Genomic DNA, 18,236 nt, shown 5'->3' with positions numbered 1-18,236 from the left:
CTGTGCCCGTGCCCATCGGCCGTTCGCCGACAGGATCTGACCGTTCATCGTAAAGGTCGTACAACTTTTAAATACTGCATACCGTATGTGGTAACCCAGGTGGGTGGCAGACAGTACGAGGTCCGCGAGTCCGCAAGCTTTCCTCAGTCGTTCCCGTATTGTGGCGGCCCCCGCCTGGAGCCGGTGGCTCGTGCCGCCCGCGGCGCTCTCCGTCCACCTCGCCATCGGGCAGGCGTACGCGTGGAGCGTCTTCAAACCCCCACTGGAGTCGGCGCTCGGCCTCACCGGCACCCAGAGCGCGCTGCCCTTCCAGCTCGGCATCGTCATGCTCGGCCTGTCGGCCGCGTTCGGCGGCACGCTCGTCGAGCGCAACGGCCCCCGCTGGGCCATGTTCGTCTCGATGACCTGCTTCTCCTCCGGGTTCCTGCTGTCGGCGCTGGGCGTGATCACCCGGCAGTACTGGCTGGTCGTGCTCGGCTACGGCTTCGTCGGCGGCATCGGGCTCGGCATCGGCTACATCTCCCCGGTCTCCACGCTCATCAAATGGTTCCCCGACCGGCCCGGCATGGCCACCGGCATCGCGATCATGGGATTCGGCGGCGGCGCGCTCATCGCCTCCCCATGGTCGGCGCAGATGCTCTCCGCCTTCGGCACCGAGACGACCGGCATCGCCACGACGTTCCTGATCCACGGCATCGTGTACGCGGTCTTCATGTCGATGGGCGTGCTGCTCGTCCGCGTCCCGCCGGAGGGCTGGAAGCCCAGCAACCGGCAGCCGTCCGCCGCGAAGGCGAGCCCGCTCATCACCACCGCCGACGTCTCCGCGCGCAACGCCATCCGCACCCCGCAGTTCTACCTGCTGTGGATCGTGCTGTGCTGCAACGTCACCGCCGGCATCGGCATCCTGGAGAAGGCCGCCCCCATGATCACGGACTTCTTCGCCGGCACCACGGCGGCCGTCGCGGCGGGCGCGGCGGCCGGGTTCGTCGCGCTGCTGTCGCTGGCCAACATGGCCGGCCGGTTCGTCTGGTCGTCCACCTCCGACCTGATCGGGCGCAAGAACATGTACCGGGTCTACCTGGGCGTCGGCGCGCTGCTCTACCTCGTCATCGCGCTGGCGGGCGACGTCTCCAAGCCGCTGTTCATCGTCTGCGCGCTCGGCATCCTGTCCTTCTACGGCGGCGGTTTCTCCACCGTGCCCGCCTATCTGAAGGACCTGTTCGGCACGTTGGAGGTGGGCGCCATCCACGGCCGCCTGCTCACCGCCTGGTCCACCGCGGGCGTGCTCGGCCCGCTCATCGTCAACGCCATCGCCGACGCCCAGGAGAACGCCGGGCGCTCCGGCCCCGCCCTCTACACCACGTCCCTGTTCATCATGATCGGCCTGCTCGCGATCGGCTTCATCGCCAACGAGCTGATCAGGCCGGTCCACGAGAGATTCCACGAACGGCCCGCGCAGCGGCAGGAGCCCGCGGAGAAAGGACAGGCCGTATGACCACCGAATCCACCGCCGAGTCCGCTGATGGGCCCGCCGCCGAGCCCGCCGCCGAGCGGCGGACCTGGCTGATGATCCTGGCCTGGGTGTGGGTCGGGGTCCCCTTCGCCCACGGGGTGTACGAGCTGTTCCTCAAGCTCACCCAGCTCTTCTCCGGCTGACCCCGCGCGTGCGCCGCGTCCATGCTCACAGGGCGCGGCGCACCGCCGAGGCCACCATGGTCAGCGCGGCGTCGCCGGCGGGCAGCACCACGGCGGGCGGCAGACCCGACAGGTCGGCGGCGCGCGCCCGCGCTGTCGCCCGCCACCACGATCGGCAGGCCGGGCATCCGGCCGGCGGTCCACAGCAGCGCGGCGTACGCGTCGCGCGCCGCCACCGGATGGCGGTGCTCGGGAGCGCGCCCCGCTGTCCAGAAGGATCGTCTGGGCGCAGGGCAGGTGTGGAGGGCCTGAGCTGGGGCAACGCGATTGTGGTGAAAGTCGTCACGGTGTCGTCGTGGCGGGAGCTGGACGACGCGGTCGGGGAGGCCGGCCGGAGCGAGGGGTGCGGGCCTTCGCACTCGTCGCTGGTCTTCAGAGGGCTGGCGCGCAGCACGTACTCGCACATGTCGGGGCTCGCGCGGCTGCGCGGCAAGTACGCGGCGGTCGAATCCCACCTCGTACGAAATTTCCGTAAATATGCGCATCGGCAGGCGCCGGGTCCGACCGTCTGGGACTGGCTCGCGCTCGGCCAGCACCACGGACTGCCCACCCGCCTGCTCGACTGGACGTTCTCCCCGCTCGTCGCCCTGCACTTCGCCACCGCCACCTGGCCGGAGGACGACGGCGTGCTGCTGTCGGTGGACTGCGCAGCCGCGCACCGGCTGCTGCCCGAGCCGCTGCGCGCCCCGCTCACCGCCGAGGGCGCGCTCGTGTTCACCACCGAACTGCTCGCCAGGGTCGCCCCCGCGCTCGACCGCTTCGACCGGCTCACCGAGGACGACCGGCCGTTCCTCGCCTTCTTCGAGCCGCCGTCGCTGGACGAACGGGTCGTCAACCAATCGTCGGTGCTGTCCGCGCTGTCGGACGTGACGTACCAGCTTGAGGACTGGCTGGCCGACCATCCCGACATGGGATGGCAGTGGGTGATCCCGGCCCCGGTCAAGGCCGAGATCCGGCAGCGGCTCGACCAGGCGAACATCACAGAACGCGTGCTGCTGCCCGGTCTCGACGGGCTGGCCGACTGGCTGCGGCGCTACTACTCGCCCGGCTCCATCGAGGACGGGCGCGGCGTGCAGGACAACGGGGCCTCGATGGCCGGCCTGGAGAACCGCCACGGCCAGAACGGCCGCATGGGCGGCTGACCTGCCTTCAGCGCCCGGCGGCGGCGTCCTGAAAGGCGAAGCGGCGGTCGAGGCCGGTCATCCGCATCAGCTTGCTCACCCGCGGCTGGAGCCCGCTCAGCCGCAGCCGCCCGCCGGCGGCCTCCACCGTGTTCGCGGCCCAGATCAGCGCGTTGAGCCCGGAGGAATCGCAGAAGTCCACCTCGTGCAGGTCGACGACGACGAGCGGCGGGCACAGGCACGACATCGCCTCCGACAGCCCGCTGCGGAACTCCTCCATCGAGGACAGGTCCAGGTCCCCGCAGGGACACAGGACGGCGGCGTCGTCACGTTGCGTGACCACCCAGGAGAAGCCGGTACGGCCGATGCTGCCCATTCCACGCCCTCCGCATCCCTACGGTTCGCCCCTCTTATCTTTGCATGGTGCAATCGCCCGCTACCGGTTTCGCGGCGAACGCGACACGAACATGTACAGCAGTGGCCATGGGTGCGGACGACGAGCCCGCACGCCGAGGACGATCCCGCCGTGGTGGTCGCCGCCGAACTGGCCGGGCCGAGGCCGCTTGTTGACGTGGCCCGCGCGGGCTGGCAATGTCCTCGACGTGGTACGACAGCGGCTCGACGGCGGCAACGACGGCGGCGCCGTGCGGATCGGCCACACCGTACGCCGCCAGGTGCGTCCCTGGACCCCGTACGTCCACGAGCTGCTGCGCCACCTCGAGCGCAAGGGCTTCGAGGGCGCGCCCCGCGTGCTCGGCATCGACGACGAGGGCCGCGAGATCCTCACCTACATCGAGGGCGAGACCATGGGCTCCGAGGTCGTGTGGCCCTGGTGGACCCGTACGGACGAGTCGCTCGTCCAGGTCGCCGAGTGGACGCGCGCCTACCACGAGGCGGTCGCCGACTTCGTGCCGTCGCCCGGCGCGCGCTGGCGGATGGGCGGCCGGTGGGCGCCCGGCCTGATCATCGCCCACAACGACGCCAGCCCCTTCAACGCCGCCTGGCACGACGGCCGCATCACCGGCTTCTTCGACTGGGACTTCGCCGGCCCCGTCACCCCCGGCTCCGACGTCGCCTGGATGGCGCACGGCTGGGTGCCCCTGCACGCGCGCCGCACCGCCGAGCTGGAGGGCTTCACGAACTTCGAGGAGCGGCCCCGCCGGCTGCGGCTGTTCCTCGACACCTACGGCTGGACCGGCAGCACCGACACCGTCATCAGGGAGCTCCAGGCGCGCATGAGCGCCCGCGCGGCCCGCATCCGCCGCTACGGCGCCGGCGGCGAGGGCCTGTACGGGCGGCTGCTGCGCAGCGGCGTCGCCGACGACCTCGACCAGGCCGTACGCGAGCTGGAGGACTTCCCGCGCTGAGCGCCGGTCAGTCCGGCTCCGGCTGGTAGTCGCGCATGTAGCGGGCGACCTTGGTGGTGTAGGGGCGCCACTTGTCCGGGATGCCGTTCGCGCGTTTGAGCACCTGGACGCCGCTGCGATAGAGCGCGGCCAGCTTGAGCGCCGGATCGCCGGGCAGGTCCGACACCCGGGGGCCGAGCGTGCACAGGAAGCGGCCCATCGACGAGATCGACAGCTCGGGGCTGAGCGGCGGGCTGGGCTTGGGGCTCTGCAGGCCGCCGGGCTGCCAGTGCCACAGCACCTCGGGGGTCCAGCGGGCGATGCCGTACTCGTTGTTGCGCGGGTCGTCGAGGTTGGGGTCGAAGCCGGACTCGGCCTTCAGCATGGCGGCGATCAGGGCGGGGCTCAGGCCGGGCAGCTCGCAATGGCGTCCCGCCGCCACGATCATCTTGCGGTATTCGCGGGGGATGTCGGAGTCGGTACGCAGCCAGGCGGCGGTGCTGTCGTACTCGTCCTGCCGCCCCTCGGGCGTGCCGGCCGCCGAGCTCTGCGGGGCCGGCGTGGCCGGCGTGCGCTGCGGTGTGTCCGGGAGCGCGACGGCCAGCGTGACGATCGCCGCCGTCGCCACCACGGCACCGGCCGCGACCCCGGCCACCACCTTGCGCCGCCGCCCGCCGGGAATGTGCTCGGCGTCCTCGTCCTGGACGCGCTCGGGGCCCTCCGCAGCGCGCTCAGAGCACGTCCTCGATGCGGATGGGCAGGCGGCGCACGCGGCGGCCGGTGGCGTGGAAGACGGCGTTCGCGATGGCGGGGGCGACGCCGACCAGCGCCACCTCGCCGAGGTTCGTCACGCCCATCGGGTCGAGCGGGTGGCCGGGCTCGTCGATGAAGTCCACGTCGATCGTGCCGACGTCGGCGTCGACCGGGATCACGGAGTCGGCGAGGTCGTCGTCGACGAGGCCGCCGTAGCGGGGATCGGCCTCGCTGTGCTCGCGCAGCGCCGCGCCGATGCCCCACACCACGCCGCCGCGCACCTGGGACTCGGCGGCGACCGGGCCGGCCACCCGGCCGCCGTCGGCCACGCTGACCATCCGCGAGACCCGGATGCGCCGCGTCACCGGCTCCACCCTGACCTCGGTGAAGTGGGCGATGAAGCTGAAGGAGACGAAGCCGGGATACTCGGGTCCGACCGGCGCGACCAGGCCCCTGCGCATCCGGTCGGACGCCTCGGGCGGCTGCCCGGGCGCCCGGGTGACGGCCTCGGCCACCACCTCGTCGCCGCCGGTCCGCTTGACCGCCGCCGCCACGTCCACCGGGCCCTCGGGGTCGGCGCCGAGCCGTGCCCGCAGCTCGCGCAGCGCCGCGTGCACCGCGAGCAGCGCGCTGTCGGTGCCCCGCGCGCCCGCCGTCAGGTGGTGCGGCACGCCGCCAGGTGCCGGGACGAGAACGGCTTGCCCGTCACCGGGTCCGTGCGCGCGCCGTTGGCCAGGCGCAGCTCGACCGGGTCGCGCCCGGCGGCGACGGCCAGCTCGTCGATGGCCGACTCCAGCGCGAACGCGGCCGGATGCTCCCGCATGTGGCCGGGCGGCCCGAGCGGTCGGCGCCCAGCCGGACGCGGTGCCGGGTCTTCGGGTGGAAGCTCGCCGCGTGGAAGGTTGCCGGTGAGGAGCGGCCGCGGCGGCGCCTCCTCCTGGGAGACAGGCTCCGCGCCGTCCGCGCCAGGCTCCACGGCGAACGGAATCTCGTCGTGCTCGGCCCGTACGAGCGATGCCGCGTGCGCGGCGGCGACCGGCGTGTCGGCCACGACCAGCGCGATCGGCTGGTGCGCCGGGTGGGGCGATCAGCCCGGGAGCCCCGCGAGGTCACTTCGGCAGCACGGAACCCGCCAGGCGGCCCTCGGGCCGGTAGACCGCGCACATGACGTCACGATCGCCGTCCGCCCACGTCTCCGCCGTCGGCATGATCGGGTAGTACGCCAGGTCTTCGCGTTCGCCGCCCCAGAAGCGGTCGAACCGCTCGCCGCAGCTCCGCCACGCGAACGCCGCCAGCCTCTCCCGGTCGTACGGGCCGTCGGGGACGTGGGCGAACCCGTACGACTGGTTGTCCGCGCCCTGCGCGCACGGCGTGTAGACCACGATCGGCTCGCCGGCGCGCACCGAGTACTCCGGATCGCTGAAGCACTCGCCCGCCTCGATCAGCAGGATGCCCGTCGTCTCCGCCGTGATGAACGTCTCCGTCTTGACCGTCGCCTGCGCCGGCGGCGGCACGAACAACGTCGCCAGCGCCAGCACGGCGGGCAGCAGGCTCCAGCGGCGCACCATCCGTCCCTCCACCCGTCCATCCACCGGCCCGATCGTAGGAGGCGGCCGGGGAACGCCGGGCGAACGGCCGATGACCGGCGGCTTACCGATCGCGAATTCACCTGGCGGACCACTGCGCGACAGGAGATCGTCAGCGCGGTCTGGATGAATGCGCTCGCACCCGTCCGCCTTCGCGCGGGCGGGCCCGTACAGCCCCTCTCAGAGAGCGAAACGAGAAGTGAACGACCCCATCAAGCCGCGCAGGTCCTGGCCGCGCCAGGCGAAGCTGGCGGCGGCAGGCACCGCCGCGCTGCTCGCCGCCGGGTTAGCGTTCGGCCCCGCCGCCATCGGCGCGGCGGCACCGCCCGCCTACCCGGCCGCCGAGGCGCACAAGCCCAGCCCCATCCCCGACCGCATCATCCTCATCCCGACCACCACGCCCGCCACCAGCCAGCGCGTCTCGTGGCGGGCCGAGGCCGACGCCGACACCGCACAGGCCGAGATCCTGGAGGCGCCGCGCGCCCTCGGCCAGGTGCAGCCGCCGCCCGGGGCCGTCACCACGGTCAAGGCCATCGCGAGCACGCCGGTCAACACCACGCTCGGGTACGCATCGACGTACCACACGGTGGAGTTCACCGGCCTCAAGCCCGGCACCCGCTACACCTACCGCGTCGGCGACGGCACCAACTGGAGCCCCTGGACCGACTTCACCACCGCCGCCGAGGGCTTCGAGCCGTTCTCGTTCATCTACTACGGCGACGCCCAGAACTACCTCGACTCCGCCGTGCCGCGCGTCTTCCGCCAGGCGTTCGCCGACCGGCCCCAGGCCAAGGTCATCGTCAACGCCGGCGACCTCATCGACTCCGCCAACAGCGAAGAGCAGTGGGGTCAGTGGTTCCAGGCCGGCGGCTTCATCGACAGCCAGATCAACAACATCTCCATCCCCGGCAACCACGAGTACAGCGGCGGGCTGTCCGCGTTCTGGCGGCCGCAGTTCCCGTATCCGGACAACGGGCCCGGCGACCCCGAGCTGAAGCAGACCGTCTACAGCGTGGACTACCAGGGCGTGCGCTTCATCGGCCTGGACACCAACCACCAGAGCAACGCCACGCTCATGGCCGCCCAGACCGCCTGGCTCGAGGGCCTGCTCAAGGACAACCCGAACAAGTGGACCGTGGTGACCTTCCACCACCCCGTCTACTCCACCACCGGCACCCGCAACAACCCGAACGTCCGCGAGCAGTGGGCGCCGCTGTTCGAGAAGTACGGCGTGGACCTCGTGCTCCAGGGGCACGACCACTCGTACGGGCGCGGTAACCAGGTGGCCGCACGCAAGTCCGCCACTGTGCACAACGGCGTCGCGTACGTCGTGTCGGTCTCCGGCGGCAAGATGTACGCGCTCAACGGCGGCGAGAACTGGACCGGCAACGGCGCCGAAGTCCGCAGCACCAGCGAGAACACCCAGCTCTACCAGCTCATCGACGTCGCCGAGGACACCATCACGTTCGAGGCCCGCTACGCCGACGGCACCCACCACGACGGCTTCGTCATCCGCAAGAACCGCAAGGGCGAACGCACCGTCAACGACCTGCGCACCCCCGAGAACACCGTGGGCGAGCAGGTCACCGTCGACAAGACGTCGGTGCGCCGGCTGGAGCCGGTCAAGGTGTCGGCGTACGGGTACGACCCGGGCGAGCGGGTCGCCATCTGGTGGCGCGAGGCTGATTCCCGCCGCGGCGGCGGCCACGGCAAGGACGGCACGCTCCTCGGCCACGCCAAGGCCGACGAGCTGGGCCGCCTGTCGCAGACCGTCCGCGTCCCCGCGCCGGTGAAGCGGGGCGGCACGTACGTGGTGCACCTGGACAGCGACCACCAGAAGATCACCAGCCCGCCCATCACCGTCACCAGGTAACACCCTCGGCGCGGGCTCGCCCCCCAGCGCCCGTGCGGCTTCGGGCGCGCTGACGCCGCGACTCATCAGCGCGCCCGGAGCTTTCAGCGCCGCGTCCCAACCCCTCAGCACGCCGGCACCCCGGCGCCTCCGCTCCCCATCGGCTCGGAGCCGTAGCGCTGCCGCGCCTTCGCGCGTCAGGCCCCGTGCGCCGGCGTGCCGACGGTGTGAGGGCGTGCGAGCCGGCCGATCCCGAGCACGGGCCGGCTCGCTTTGAACGCGGGCGGGCCGGCCTTGGGCACCGGCCGGTCCGCCCGCCGAACGCCGGTCGGCCTGTTTCGGGCGGCCGCGTCATCACGAGCCGGTCTGGGCCGTGGGTACGGGTGGCGGCGCGTTCGTCGCGTGGCCGGGCGTCACGGGGTGGTTTCGTTGGTTTTCTTGCTAGGAGTTCCCTTGAGGTCTGGCCTTCTGGCACGCCTATGCGTGCCCTTCATCGTCGCCGTCGTCGCGGTGCTCGTGCCCGCTCAGACGGCGGCCGCGCACCCCTTCGGGCCGCCGTCCACGGCCAGGATCGCCGTGGACGGTGACCGCGTGACGCTCGCCTGGCTGCCCGCCGAGGACGACTGGGTGGCGCTCGGCCAGTCGCTCGGCGCGTTCGAGGACCCGGCGACCGGCGCCGACACCACGCTGACCGGCGAGCAGAAGCTGGCCAGATCCGCCGCCGTACGCGACTACCTCCTCGCCCACGTCGGCGTCACCCAGGGCGGCCTGCCGTGCGCCGCCGAGCTGGAACCGCTGGAGCGGCTGCTCGCCGAGGGCGCGCGGTTCGGCTTCGAGTGCCCGGAGCCGGTGGTGACGGTGGACGTGCGCATCGCGGCGCTCACCGACCTGCACCAGGCGTACCGCACCGTGCTCACCTCCGACACCCCGGCCGAGCCCGCGAAGGTGCTGTTCACGAAGGCGGAGGACACCCGAAGCGTGCGGTTCGACGCGCCGGAGGGCGGTGGGGTGCCGCTCGCGGTGCCCGCCGTCGCGCTGGTGGCCGTCCTCGGCGTGCTGGTTCTTCTCCTGGTACGCCGCCGCGCCCCCGCCCCGCCCGCCGCCTCGGACAAGCCTGCTGAGCCGGCCGCGACACCGGGGACGGGCGAATGAACGATCTCACCGGGCCCGAGAACGTCCTCATCACCTTGTTCGACGGGGCGGGCGCGTTCTGGCCGGCGTTGATCGTGGCGCTGGGGGCCGGTGCGCTGCACGCCGTCGCGCCGGGGCACGGCAAGAGCGTGACGGCGGCGTACCTGATCGGAACGCACGGACGCTACCGCGACGCCCTGCGTCTCGGCGTGGTCGTGGCGTTGATGCACACGGTGTCGGTGCTCGCCCTGGCGCTGGCCTGGGTGGGGTTGAGCAGCGGCGCCGCCGCCGTGGGCACCGAGGCCGTCACCGCGTGGCTGCAGGTGGTCGCCGGTGTCGTCGTGATCGGCGTGGGGGCGCACCTCACGTACCGTCACCTGCGCGGACGTACGACGCATGCCCACGGCCACGGCCACGGGCATGGGCACGGGCATGGACACGGGCACGGGCATGCGGAGGTGCACGATCCGTGGTCGGCTCGCGGGCTCACCGCGCTGGCCCTGTCAGGGGGTCTGGTGCCGTCGCCGTCGGCGTTCATCGTGCTCGTCAGCGGTCTGCTCACCGGGCGGTCGTTCGGCGCGGTGGTGCTGGTGCTGGCGTTCGGTGCGGGGATGGCCGTCACGCTGACCGGCGTCGGCGTGGTGACCGTGCGCGGTGCGACGATGGTGCGCGGACGTACGCCACGGCTGCGGGCGTTGCGTACGGCGGCGGCGTGGGCGCCGGCGCTGGCGGGCGTGGCCGTGGCGATCGGCGGCTGCCTCTACCTGGCCACCGCCGTGACCGCCCTTTCCTCATGAGCCTTCGCGCGTTTCGCCGGGGATGCGGTCATTCGGCCGCGACCGCGCCCGCGTACGCGAGATCCGCCTCCATGCGCGCCGCCGCCTCCCGCAGCTCGGGGAGGACATCGCGGATCAGAGCGTCGTTCCCGAACCGTCCGGCGTGGGTGGCGACGTTCACGGCGGCCACGGTGCGCCCGGTGCGGTCCCTGATGGGCACGGCGATCGACCGTACGCCCTCCTCCAGCTCCTGGTCCACCAGCGCGTAACCGTCGGCCCCGGCCCGCCGGATGAGGGCGCGCAGCTCGTCCTTGGAGGTGACGGTCCGCGCGGCCAGGCGGCGCGGCTCGATGGCGGCCAGCCGCTCGTCCGGCTGCTCGGCCAGCAGCACCCGGCCCATGGAGGTCGCGTACGCGGGGAAGCGGGTCCCGACGGTGATGTTCACGCTCATCAGGCTCACGGTCTGGACCCTGGCCACGTACACGACGTCGTCGCCGTCCAGCACGGCGACGGAGGCCGACTCGTTGACGCGGGCGGCCAGGTCCGCCAGGTGCGGCTGGACGATCTCCCTGAACGTCAGCCCCGACAGGTGCGCATACCCCAGCTCCAGCACCCTGGGCAGCAGCGTGAAGCGGGACCCGCGGGCGGCGGCGTACCCGAGCCGCTCCAGCGCCTGCACCGCGCGCCGCACGGTCGCCCTGGGCAGGCCGGTCACCTTGGCGGCGTCGGCGAGCGTCAGCCCGCCGCGCGCCGACCCGAGCGCGACCATGACGGCGAGCCCGCGCGCGAGCGACTGCAGGAACCCCATGCCCAGCTCCCGCTTCGCCTCCTTCGCCGGATCCACCCCGGGACGGGGGACCGGCGGCGTGTGATCAGTACGGCCGGCGGCGAGCGCGGCCTCCATCTCGGCGACCGTTTCGCGCAGTGCGGGCAGGCAGTGTTCGCCTAGCTCGGCGACGGTGTGCCGGCTCGTGTGGCTGACCACGCTGACCGCGCACACCGCCTCCCCAGGACCATCGGGTCCGGGAGCAGTCCGTACGGGCACCGCGATCGCGATCAACCCGGGCTCGATGAGCTGGTCGTCCTCGGCCCACCCCTTGGCGGGGTCGAGCAGGGCGAGCCCGGCCGCGCATCGGGAGGCGGGCAGCACGTCACCCACCCGGAAGGTCACCGACATGCGCCGCCGCCGGGTGAACTGCGCGATGAACCGCACTCCGTCACCGTCGCGCACGGCCACCGACACCGACTCGTCCAGCTCGTCGGCGAGCCGCGCGGCCGGCCCCGCGACGGCGTCGCGCAGCCCCGAGCCGGACAGGTACGCCTCGCCCAGCTCCATCAGGCGCGGCGCGAGCACCACGTCCCGCCCTTCGGCGCGCAGGTAGCCGAGGTGCACGAGGGTGCCGAGCACCCGGTCGACGGTGGACCTGGCCAGCCCGGTCGCCCGGACGAGGTCCGTGGCGCGGGCGGGCCGCCGCGGGTCGGCGGCGATCGCGCGCAGCACGCTCAGCCCGCGTTCGAGGGTTCCGGCCGGTTCCATCGGCTCCTCCTGCGGCGCTCGTAGGGGACCTTTGACAGGCCAGCCACTCCACACACATACTGAAAACCCCATAATAGTGAACAAAAGTTCGCAGAGCGAACACGTCCTGATCGGAGCGTCGTGCCGAGAGACAAGGTGGTCGCCACGGCCGCGGAGGCGCTGGCAGGCGTGCGCGACGGCGCGTCGTTCGCCGTCGGCGGCTTCGGCCTCAGCGGCATCCCGAACGTCCTGATCAAAGCCCTCTTCGACACCGGTGTCACCCGCCTGTCGGTGGTCAGCAACAACTGCGGCGTGGACGGCGGCGGCCTCGGCCTGCTGCTGGCCGCCGGCCGCATCGCCCACGTGACCGCCTCCTACATCGGCGACAACAAGGAGTTCGCCCGCCAGTACCTGTCCGGCGAGCTGACGGTCGAGCTGACCCCGCAGGGCACGCTGGCCGAGCGGCTGCGCGCGGGCGGCAGCGGCATCCCCGCCTTCTACACCCCGGCCGGCGTGGGCACGCCGATCGCCGACGGCGGCCTGCCGCTGCGCCACAACCCGGACGGCTCGGTCGCGGTGTCCTCGCCGCCGAAGGAGGTGCGCGAGTTCGACGGCCGCGAGTACGTACTCGAACGCGGCATCCGCACCGACTTCGCCCTCGTCCGCGCCGCCAAGGGCGACCGCCACGGCAACCTCGTCTTCCGCAAGGCCGCCAGGAACTTCAACCCCCTCGCCGCCATGGCGGGCCGCGTCACCATCGCCGAGGTCGAGGAGCTGACCGAGCTGGACCCGGACGAGGTGCACCTGCCGGGCGTGTTCGTGCAGCGGGTGCTGGTGCTCACCCCCGAGCAGGCCGCTGACAAGGGCATCGAGAAGCGGACGACCAGGGGAGCGTGAGCGGATGAGCTGGACCAGGGACGAGATGGTCGCGCGGGCGGCCGCCGAGCTGCGCGACGGCGACTACGTCAATCTGGGCATCGGCCTGCCCACCCGCATCCCGTCGTTCCTGCCGCCCGGCGTGGACGTGGTGCTGCACTCGGAGAACGGCATACTCGGCGTCGGCCCGTACCCGGCCGAGGACGAGATCGACCCCGACCTGATCAACGCCGGCAAGGAGACCGTGACCGTGCGCGAGGGGGCCGCGTTCTTCGACTCTGCGCTGTCGTTCGGCATGATCCGCGGCGGGCACATCGACGTGGCGGTGCTGGGCGCGATGCAGGTCTCCGCCCGCGGCGACCTGGCCAACTGGATGGTGCCGGGCAAGCTCGTCAAGGGCATGGGCGGCGCCATGGACCTCGTGCACGGCGCGCGCAAGGTCATCGTGATCATGGAGCACACCGCCAAGGACGGCTCACCCAAGATCGTTGAAGAGTGCTCGCTTCCGCTCACGGGGAAGGAGTGCGTCCACCGGATCGTCACCGACCTCGGCGTCCTCGACGTCACCGAGCAGGGGCTCGCGCTGGTCGAACGCGCGCCGGGAGTGAGCGTGGAGGACGTGCGCGAGCGCACCGACGCGGAGGTACTGGCATGAAAGACGTCTACATCCTCGACGCCGTACGCACGCCGTTCGGCCGGTACGGCGGCGCCCTGTCCGGCGTGCGCCCCGACGACCTGGCCGCGCACGTCATCAAGGCCCTCGCCGAGCGCAACGACCTCGACGCGCCCGACGAGGTGATCCTGGGCAACGCCAACGGCGCCGGCGAGGAGAACCGCAACGTCGCCAGGATGGCCGCCATCCTGGCGGGCCTGCCGATCACCACGCCGGGCGCGACCGTGAACCGGCTGTGCGGGTCCGGCATGGAGGCCGTCATCCAGGCGTACCGGGCGATCGCGCTGGGCGACGCGAGCACCGTGATCGCGGGCGGCGTCGAGTCGATGACCCGCGCGCCCTGGGTGCTGCCCAAGCCGGACAAGGCGTTCCCCGCGGGCGGGCAGGAGCTGGTCTCCACCACGCTCGGCTGGCGGCTGGTCAACCCGGCCATGCCCGCCGAGCACACGATCCCGCTCGGTGAGGGCGCCGAGCTGATCGCCGACAAGCACCGCATCAGCCGGGCGGAGCAGGACGCGTTCGCGCTGGCCAGCCACCAGAAGGCGGCCAAGGCGTCGTTCGAACGGGAGATCGTGCCCATCGCCGGCCTGACCCGCGACGAGGGCATCCGCCACGACACCTCCATGGAGAAGCTGGCCAAGCTCAAGCCCGTCTTCCGCCGGGACGGCGGCACCGTCACCGCCGGCAACTCCTCCCCGCTCAGCGACGGCGCCGCCGCGCTGCTGCTGACCGACGAGGCCGGGCTGCGCGGCCGCGAGCCCCTCGCCAGGATCGCCGCCACCGGCGTCAGCGCGCTGGAGCCGCGCTACTACGGGCTCGGCCCCGTCGAGGCGTCCACCAAGGCGCTCGCCAAGGCGGGCAAGAGCTTCGGCGACCTCGCCACCGCCGAGCTGAACGAGGCGTTCGCCGCGCAGGTGCTCGGCTGCCTGGCCGAGCTGCCCGACCTCGACCCCGCCATCGTCAACCCCGACGGCGGCGCCATCGCGATCGGCCACCCGCTCGGCGCCTCGGGCGCCCGCGTGACCGGCGCGGTGGCGCACCGGCTGGCCGCCGCGGGCTCCGGCACCGGGCTGGCCACCCTCTGCATCGGCGTCGGCCAGGGCCTGGCCGTCGTCCTCGACAGATAGCGCGAAAGGCAGCTGTATGTCCGAACCCCTCCAGCAAGCCGACATCGACCGCGAGATCGCCGAGTACGCCGGTCGTCCCCCCACGCCGTCCGGCCATCCCGCGCGCGACTACGCCCCCTACCGCAGCACCCTGCTGCGCCACCCCAAGCAGCCGCTCATCCCCGTCAAGGACCCGGAGGCGGCCGAGCTGACCGGGCCGGTGTTCGGGGCGACCGACGTGACGCCGCTCGACAACGACCTCACCAAGCAGCACCTCGGCGAGCCGATCGGCGAGCGCATCACCGTGCGGGGCCGGGTGCTCGACCGGTCGGGACGTCCCGTACGCGGCCAGCTCGTCGAGATCTGGCAGGCCAACGCGGCAGGACGCTACCTGCACCAGCGCGACGACCACCCGGCGCCGCTCGACCCCAACTTCACCGGCGTGGGCCGCTGCCTGACCGACGACGAGGGCCGCTACATGTTCACCACGATCAAGCCTGGCCCCTATCCGTGGCGCAACCACCGCAACGCCTGGCGGCCGGCGCACATCCACTTCTCGCTGTTCGGCACCGCGTTCACGCAGCGGCTGGTCACCCAGATGTACTTCCCGGGCGACCCGCTCTTCCCGTACGACCCGATCCTGCAGTCCGTCACCGACGAGCGGGCGCGGCAGCGGCTGGTCGCCGAGTACGTGCACGACCTGTCCGAGCCGGAGGTCTCGCTCGGCTACCAGTGGGACATCGTGCTCGACGGCCCCGCCGCGACCTGGATGGAGGAAGGCCGGTGAACCCCACCCCCTCGCAGACCGTCGGCCCGTTCTACGGGTACGCGCTGCCCTTCCCCGGCGGCGGCGACATCGCGCTCGGCGGCATCGCCGTCCACGGCTACGTCTACGACGGCGCGGGCGACCCGGTGCCGGACGCGCTGCTGGAGTTCTGGCAGGCCGACGAGAACGGCGAGCTGCGCGGCGCGCCTGGCTCGCTGCGCCGCGACCCCACCAACGGGGCCGTGCTCGGCAGGAACGGCGTCGTCTTCACCGGCTTCGGCCGTGTCGGCACCGACCAGGACGGGCACTGGGCGCTGCGCACGGTACGGCCGGGAAACGGGTACATCAGCGTGTGCGTGTTCGCCCGAGGTCTGCTGCACCACCTCTACACCCGCATCTACTTCGGGCAGGACCCCTTCCTCGACTCCGTGCCCGCGGAGCGGCGGCACACGCTGCTGGCCGAGCAGGAGCGCGACGGGGTCTACCGCTTCGACATCCACCTGCAGGGCGAGAAGGAGACGGTCTTCCTTGACTTCGGCTGATCCCGCGGACCTCGGCCTGCTGTCCCCGATGCGGGGCGCGGCCGGGGCCACCGGGGACGCCGCCGTGCTCCAGGCCATGCTGGACGCCGAGGCCGCGCTGACCCGCGCCCAGGCGGCGCTCGGCCTGGCGCCCGCCGAGGCCGCGCCGGCGGTCACCGCCGCCGCCCGCGCCGAGGCGTTCGACCTGCCGGGGCTCGTCGTGCGGGCTCGCTCGGGCGGCAACCCGGTGATCCCGCTCGTGGCCGACCTGCGCCGGGCGGCCGGCCCCTACGGCGCGTACGTGCATCGGGGCGCCACCAGCCAGGACATCCTCGACACCGCCCTGATGCTGGTCGCCCACCGGGCGCTCGGGCCCGTGCTCGCCGAGCTGGACGGGGTGATCGAGCGGCTGGCCGCGCTGGCCGCCGAGCACCGCGACACGCCGATGGCCGCCCGTACGCTCACCCAGCAGGCGGTGCCCACGACGTTCGGGCTCAAGGCGGCGGGCTGGCTGACGCTCTGCGCCGACGCCGCGGAACGCCTCGAAGCCGCCCGCCGCGCGCTCCCCGCCCAGCTGGGCGGCGCCGCCGGCACCCTCGCCGCCTTCGAGTCCGACGCGCGGGCGCGCCTGTCCGGCTCGCGGGAGCCGGACAGGCGGCAGGAGCCGAACGGGCACTCCGAGCCGGACGGGCGGCAAGGGCCGGACGGGCGGGTGCTCGCGCTGGAGCTGCCCGCGCGGTTCGCCGCCGAGCTGGGGCTGGCCGCGCCGGCGCTGCCGTGGCACGTGCTGCGCACACCGGTGGCCGACCTGGCGCACGCGCTGGCGTTCGCGGCCGGGGCGCTGGGCAAGCTGGCGGCCGACGTCCTGGTGCTGTCCCGCACCGAGATCGGCGAAGTGATCGAGGGCGTGGGCGGCGGGTCGTCGTCCATGCCGCACAAGCACAACCCGGTGCGGGCCACGATGATCGCCGCCGCCGCCCGCCAGGTGCCGCCGCTCACCGCCACCCTGTACGCCTCGCTCGCCGCCGAGGACGAACGCCCCTCCGGCGCCTGGCACGCCGAGTGGCAGCCGCTGCGCGAGGCCCTGCGCCTGGTCGCGGGCGCCACGAGGGACGCCGTGGAACTGGTCGCCGACCTGCGCGTGCACCCGGACCGCATGGCGGGGAACCTGGCCGTCGAAGGCGACCCGGGCCCGGCCTCGGCCCTGGTGGACCGAGCGCTGGCCCGCCACCACGAGAACCGGCGAGAAACCTGAGGAGGCCGGCAGAGCCGTCACCCAGCCCGTGAAAGCGGCCTGAGCCCATCCACGGAGCCGCCGCGCCGATCACCCAAGGCGCGAACAGGCGCGGTCTCCGTACGTCACCACGGAAGCGAAACACCGAGACAAGGCACGCCATTGATGTTGCACTACCGTCTGGACGGCCCCGAGCGGGGAGAGCCGCTCGTTCTCGCCCCCTCGCTCGGCACCACCACCCGCCTGTGGGAGCCGCAGGTGCGGACGCTGGCCCGCAGATACCGGGTGCTCAGGTTCGACCTGCCGGGCCACGGCGGCTCCAAGCCGATCCCCGCGAGCACCATCGAGGACCTCGCCGGGCTGGTGCTGCGGGTGGCCGAAGCGGCAGGGATGGAGAGCTTCCACTACGCGGGCGTCTCGATCGGCGGCGCGATCGGCGCCACGCTGGCCGTCCGCCACCCCGCCAGGCTCAAGTCGCTGGCGCTGGTGTGCTCCAGCGCGCATTTCGGCGACCCGGCGGGCTGGCACGAGCGTGCCGCGCTGGTGCGGGCCGAGGGCACCGCGCCGCTGGTGGAGGGCGCGGCGGGCCGCTGGTTCGCGGGCCCGCCGGAACAGGCGCTGCTGGACGACCTCGCCGCCGCCGACCCCGCCGCGTATGCCGCCTGCTGCGACGCCCTGGCCGCCTACGACCTGCGCGCCGAGCTGGCCGCGATCAGCGTCCCGACCCTGGTGGTGGCCGGACGCGAGGACCCGGCGACGCCGCCCGCGCACGCCAGGGAGCTGGCCGACGGCATCTCCGGCGCCACGCTCGTCGAGCTGCCGGGCGCCGCCCACCTGGCCACGATCGACCAGCCGGACCGCGTCACCCGGGCCCTGCTCGGCCACCTTCCCGCGGCCCCCGGCATGCAGGTGCGCCGCGAGGTGCTGGGCGACGCCCACGTGGACCGCGCGATCGCCCGTACCACGGACTTCACCAGGGACTTCCAGGACTTCATCACCCGCTACGCGTGGGGCGAGATCTGGACCCGCCCCGGCCTCGACCGGCGGACGCGCAGCTGCATCACGCTCACCGCGCTCGTCGCGCGCGGCCACCTGGACGAGCTGGCCATGCACGTACGCGCCGCGCTGCGCAACGGCCTCACCCCCGACGAGATCGGCGAGGTGCTGCTGCAGAGCGCCGTCTACTGCGGCGTCCCGGCCGCCAACGCCGCCTTCGCGGTGGCCCAGCGCGTCCTGAACGAGGAGACGGCCTGACCCGCCGGTCCGGGCCGCGGCGGGTCGAGC

At 73.1% G+C, this 18,236-nt stretch carries 20 protein-coding genes; 14 read left to right on the top strand and 6 right to left on the bottom strand.

Annotated elements, in window-relative coordinates:
• Window positions 1–190: 190 nt before the first annotated feature.
• The 3 genes from WBK31_RS24135 (at window position 191) to WBK31_RS24125 (ending at window position 2,837) form a co-directional block, all read left to right on the top strand.
• Entirely contained in the window at window positions 191–1,495 is a 1,305-nt protein-coding gene (locus WBK31_RS24135) for an OFA family MFS transporter (protein ID WP_406673180.1), read from the top strand.
• Window positions 1,492–1,656 (top strand): hypothetical protein, encoded by a 165-nt coding sequence (locus WBK31_RS24130; protein ID WP_406675568.1) that lies wholly within the window; start codon window positions 1,492–1,494, stop codon window positions 1,654–1,656. The genes WBK31_RS24135 and WBK31_RS24130 overlap by 4 nt, the downstream gene beginning before the upstream one ends.
• A gap of 311 nt (window positions 1,657–1,967) precedes the next feature.
• Window positions 1,968–2,837, top strand: coding sequence for an FRG domain-containing protein (locus WBK31_RS24125; protein ID WP_406673179.1), 870 nt, complete (start codon window positions 1,968–1,970; stop codon window positions 2,835–2,837).
• 7 nt (window positions 2,838–2,844) lie between these two features.
• On the opposite strand, the gene WBK31_RS24120 is transcribed toward WBK31_RS24125, so the two are convergent.
• The gene (locus WBK31_RS24120; RefSeq protein WP_364055977.1) at window positions 2,845–3,192 is read right to left on the bottom strand and encodes an STAS domain-containing protein; all 348 of its coding nucleotides are present in this window, start codon (window positions 3,190–3,192) and stop codon (window positions 2,845–2,847) included.
• A gap of 226 nt (window positions 3,193–3,418) precedes the next feature.
• Here WBK31_RS24120 and WBK31_RS24115 point away from each other — a divergent pair, with 226 nt between their 5' ends.
• Window positions 3,419–4,183, top strand: a complete 765-nt coding sequence (locus WBK31_RS24115; protein ID WP_364055974.1) for a phosphotransferase — start codon at window positions 3,419–3,421, stop codon at window positions 4,181–4,183.
• Window positions 4,184–4,190: 7 nt separating this feature from the next.
• Here the strand turns inward: WBK31_RS24115 and WBK31_RS24110 are convergent, their stop codons facing one another.
• From WBK31_RS24110 to WBK31_RS24095, 4 genes are all read right to left on the bottom strand, one after another.
• Window positions 4,191–4,817: a hypothetical protein gene (locus tag WBK31_RS24110; protein ID WP_364055971.1), complete on the bottom strand. Its 627-nt coding sequence runs from the start codon at window positions 4,815–4,817 to the stop codon at window positions 4,191–4,193.
• A 76-nt stretch (window positions 4,818–4,893) separates the two neighbouring features.
• Window positions 4,894–5,586, bottom strand: a complete 693-nt coding sequence (locus tag WBK31_RS24105; RefSeq protein ID WP_364055968.1) for a molybdopterin cofactor-binding domain-containing protein — start codon at window positions 5,584–5,586, stop codon at window positions 4,894–4,896.
• Entirely contained in the window at window positions 5,571–5,966 is a 396-nt protein-coding gene (locus WBK31_RS24100) for a hypothetical protein (RefSeq protein WP_364055965.1), read from the bottom strand. The genes WBK31_RS24105 and WBK31_RS24100 overlap by 16 nt, the downstream gene beginning before the upstream one ends.
• 58 nt (window positions 5,967–6,024) lie before the next feature.
• Window positions 6,025–6,507: a hypothetical protein gene (locus tag WBK31_RS24095; protein WP_406673178.1), complete on the bottom strand. Its 483-nt coding sequence runs from the start codon at window positions 6,505–6,507 to the stop codon at window positions 6,025–6,027.
• 193 nt (window positions 6,508–6,700) lie between these two features.
• On the opposite strand from WBK31_RS24095, the gene WBK31_RS24090 reads away from it, so the two are divergent.
• The 3 genes from WBK31_RS24090 to WBK31_RS24080 all read left to right on the top strand — a co-directional run bounded on the left by WBK31_RS24090 (window position 6,701) and on the right by WBK31_RS24080 (window position 10,281).
• Window positions 6,701–8,374: a metallophosphoesterase family protein gene (locus tag WBK31_RS24090; RefSeq protein ID WP_364055959.1), complete on the top strand. Its 1,674-nt coding sequence runs from the start codon at window positions 6,701–6,703 to the stop codon at window positions 8,372–8,374.
• A 432-nt stretch (window positions 8,375–8,806) separates the two neighbouring features.
• On the top strand, window positions 8,807–9,505 hold the full coding sequence (locus tag WBK31_RS24085; protein ID WP_406673177.1) for a hypothetical protein: 699 nt from the start codon (window positions 8,807–8,809) through the stop codon (window positions 9,503–9,505).
• Window positions 9,502–10,281: a hypothetical protein gene (locus tag WBK31_RS24080; RefSeq protein WP_406673176.1), complete on the top strand. Its 780-nt coding sequence runs from the start codon at window positions 9,502–9,504 to the stop codon at window positions 10,279–10,281. The genes WBK31_RS24085 and WBK31_RS24080 overlap by 4 nt, the downstream gene beginning before the upstream one ends.
• A 28-nt stretch (window positions 10,282–10,309) precedes the next feature.
• Here WBK31_RS24080 and WBK31_RS24075 read toward each other — a convergent pair whose 3' ends face one another.
• Window positions 10,310–11,797 (bottom strand): IclR family transcriptional regulator C-terminal domain-containing protein, encoded by a 1,488-nt coding sequence (locus WBK31_RS24075; RefSeq protein ID WP_406673175.1) that lies wholly within the window; start codon window positions 11,795–11,797, stop codon window positions 10,310–10,312.
• 120 nt (window positions 11,798–11,917) lie between these two features.
• On the opposite strand from WBK31_RS24075, the gene WBK31_RS24070 reads away from it, so the two are divergent.
• The 7 genes from WBK31_RS24070 to pcaC all read left to right on the top strand — a co-directional run bounded on the left by WBK31_RS24070 (window position 11,918) and on the right by pcaC (window position 18,206).
• Complete coding sequence (locus WBK31_RS24070) at window positions 11,918–12,673, top strand: CoA transferase subunit A (RefSeq protein ID WP_364055947.1); 756 nt, start codon at window positions 11,918–11,920, stop codon at window positions 12,671–12,673.
• Window positions 12,674–12,677: 4 nt separating this feature from the next.
• Window positions 12,678–13,307 (top strand): CoA transferase subunit B, encoded by a 630-nt coding sequence (locus tag WBK31_RS24065; protein ID WP_364055944.1) that lies wholly within the window; start codon window positions 12,678–12,680, stop codon window positions 13,305–13,307.
• On the top strand, window positions 13,304–14,452 hold the full coding sequence (locus WBK31_RS24060; RefSeq protein WP_406673174.1) for a thiolase family protein: 1,149 nt from the start codon (window positions 13,304–13,306) through the stop codon (window positions 14,450–14,452). The genes WBK31_RS24065 and WBK31_RS24060 overlap by 4 nt, the downstream gene beginning before the upstream one ends.
• A 16-nt stretch (window positions 14,453–14,468) precedes the next feature.
• Entirely contained in the window at window positions 14,469–15,218 is a 750-nt protein-coding gene (gene pcaH, locus WBK31_RS24055; RefSeq protein ID WP_364055938.1) for a protocatechuate 3,4-dioxygenase subunit beta, read from the top strand.
• Window positions 15,215–15,739 (top strand): protocatechuate 3,4-dioxygenase subunit alpha, encoded by a 525-nt coding sequence (pcaG, locus tag WBK31_RS24050; protein WP_364055935.1) that lies wholly within the window; start codon window positions 15,215–15,217, stop codon window positions 15,737–15,739. Before pcaH ends, pcaG begins: the two co-directional genes overlap by 4 nt.
• On the top strand, window positions 15,726–16,973 hold the full coding sequence (pcaB, locus tag WBK31_RS24045; RefSeq protein ID WP_406673173.1) for a 3-carboxy-cis,cis-muconate cycloisomerase: 1,248 nt from the start codon (window positions 15,726–15,728) through the stop codon (window positions 16,971–16,973). Before pcaG ends, pcaB begins: the two co-directional genes overlap by 14 nt.
• Window positions 16,974–17,117: 144 nt before the next feature.
• The gene (gene pcaC, locus WBK31_RS24040; RefSeq protein ID WP_364055930.1) at window positions 17,118–18,206 is read left to right on the top strand and encodes a 4-carboxymuconolactone decarboxylase; all 1,089 of its coding nucleotides are present in this window, start codon (window positions 17,118–17,120) and stop codon (window positions 18,204–18,206) included.
• Window positions 18,207–18,236: the final 30 nt, after the last annotated feature.

Source organism: Nonomuraea sp. N2-4H (assembly GCF_045291505.1).
GTDB lineage: Bacteria > Actinomycetota > Actinomycetes > Streptosporangiales > Streptosporangiaceae > Nonomuraea > Nonomuraea fastidiosa.
Note: the sequence above shows the minus strand (reverse complement) of the source record. Positions and strands in the feature narration are given on the sequence as shown.

Excerpts from the sequence above, each read along its gene's own strand:
- pcaH (WP_364055938.1), top strand. The coding sequence starts at position 14,469 with ATGTCCGAACCCCTCCAGCAAGCCGACATCGACCGCGAGATCGCCGAG.
- WBK31_RS24120 (WP_364055977.1), bottom strand. The coding sequence starts at position 3,192 with ATGGGCAGCATCGGCCGTACCGGCTTCTCCTGGGTGGTCACGCAACGT.
- WBK31_RS24130 (WP_406675568.1), top strand. The coding sequence starts at position 1,492 with ATGACCACCGAATCCACCGCCGAGTCCGCTGATGGGCCCGCCGCCGAG.
- WBK31_RS24060 (WP_406673174.1), top strand. The coding sequence starts at position 13,304 with ATGAAAGACGTCTACATCCTCGACGCCGTACGCACGCCGTTCGGCCGG.
- pcaC (WP_364055930.1), top strand. The coding sequence starts at position 17,118 with ATGTTGCACTACCGTCTGGACGGCCCCGAGCGGGGAGAGCCGCTCGTT.
- WBK31_RS24065 (WP_364055944.1), top strand. The coding sequence starts at position 12,678 with ATGAGCTGGACCAGGGACGAGATGGTCGCGCGGGCGGCCGCCGAGCTG.
- WBK31_RS24075 (WP_406673175.1), bottom strand. The coding sequence starts at position 11,797 with ATGGAACCGGCCGGAACCCTCGAACGCGGGCTGAGCGTGCTGCGCGCG.
- WBK31_RS24080 (WP_406673176.1), top strand. The coding sequence starts at position 9,502 with ATGAACGATCTCACCGGGCCCGAGAACGTCCTCATCACCTTGTTCGAC.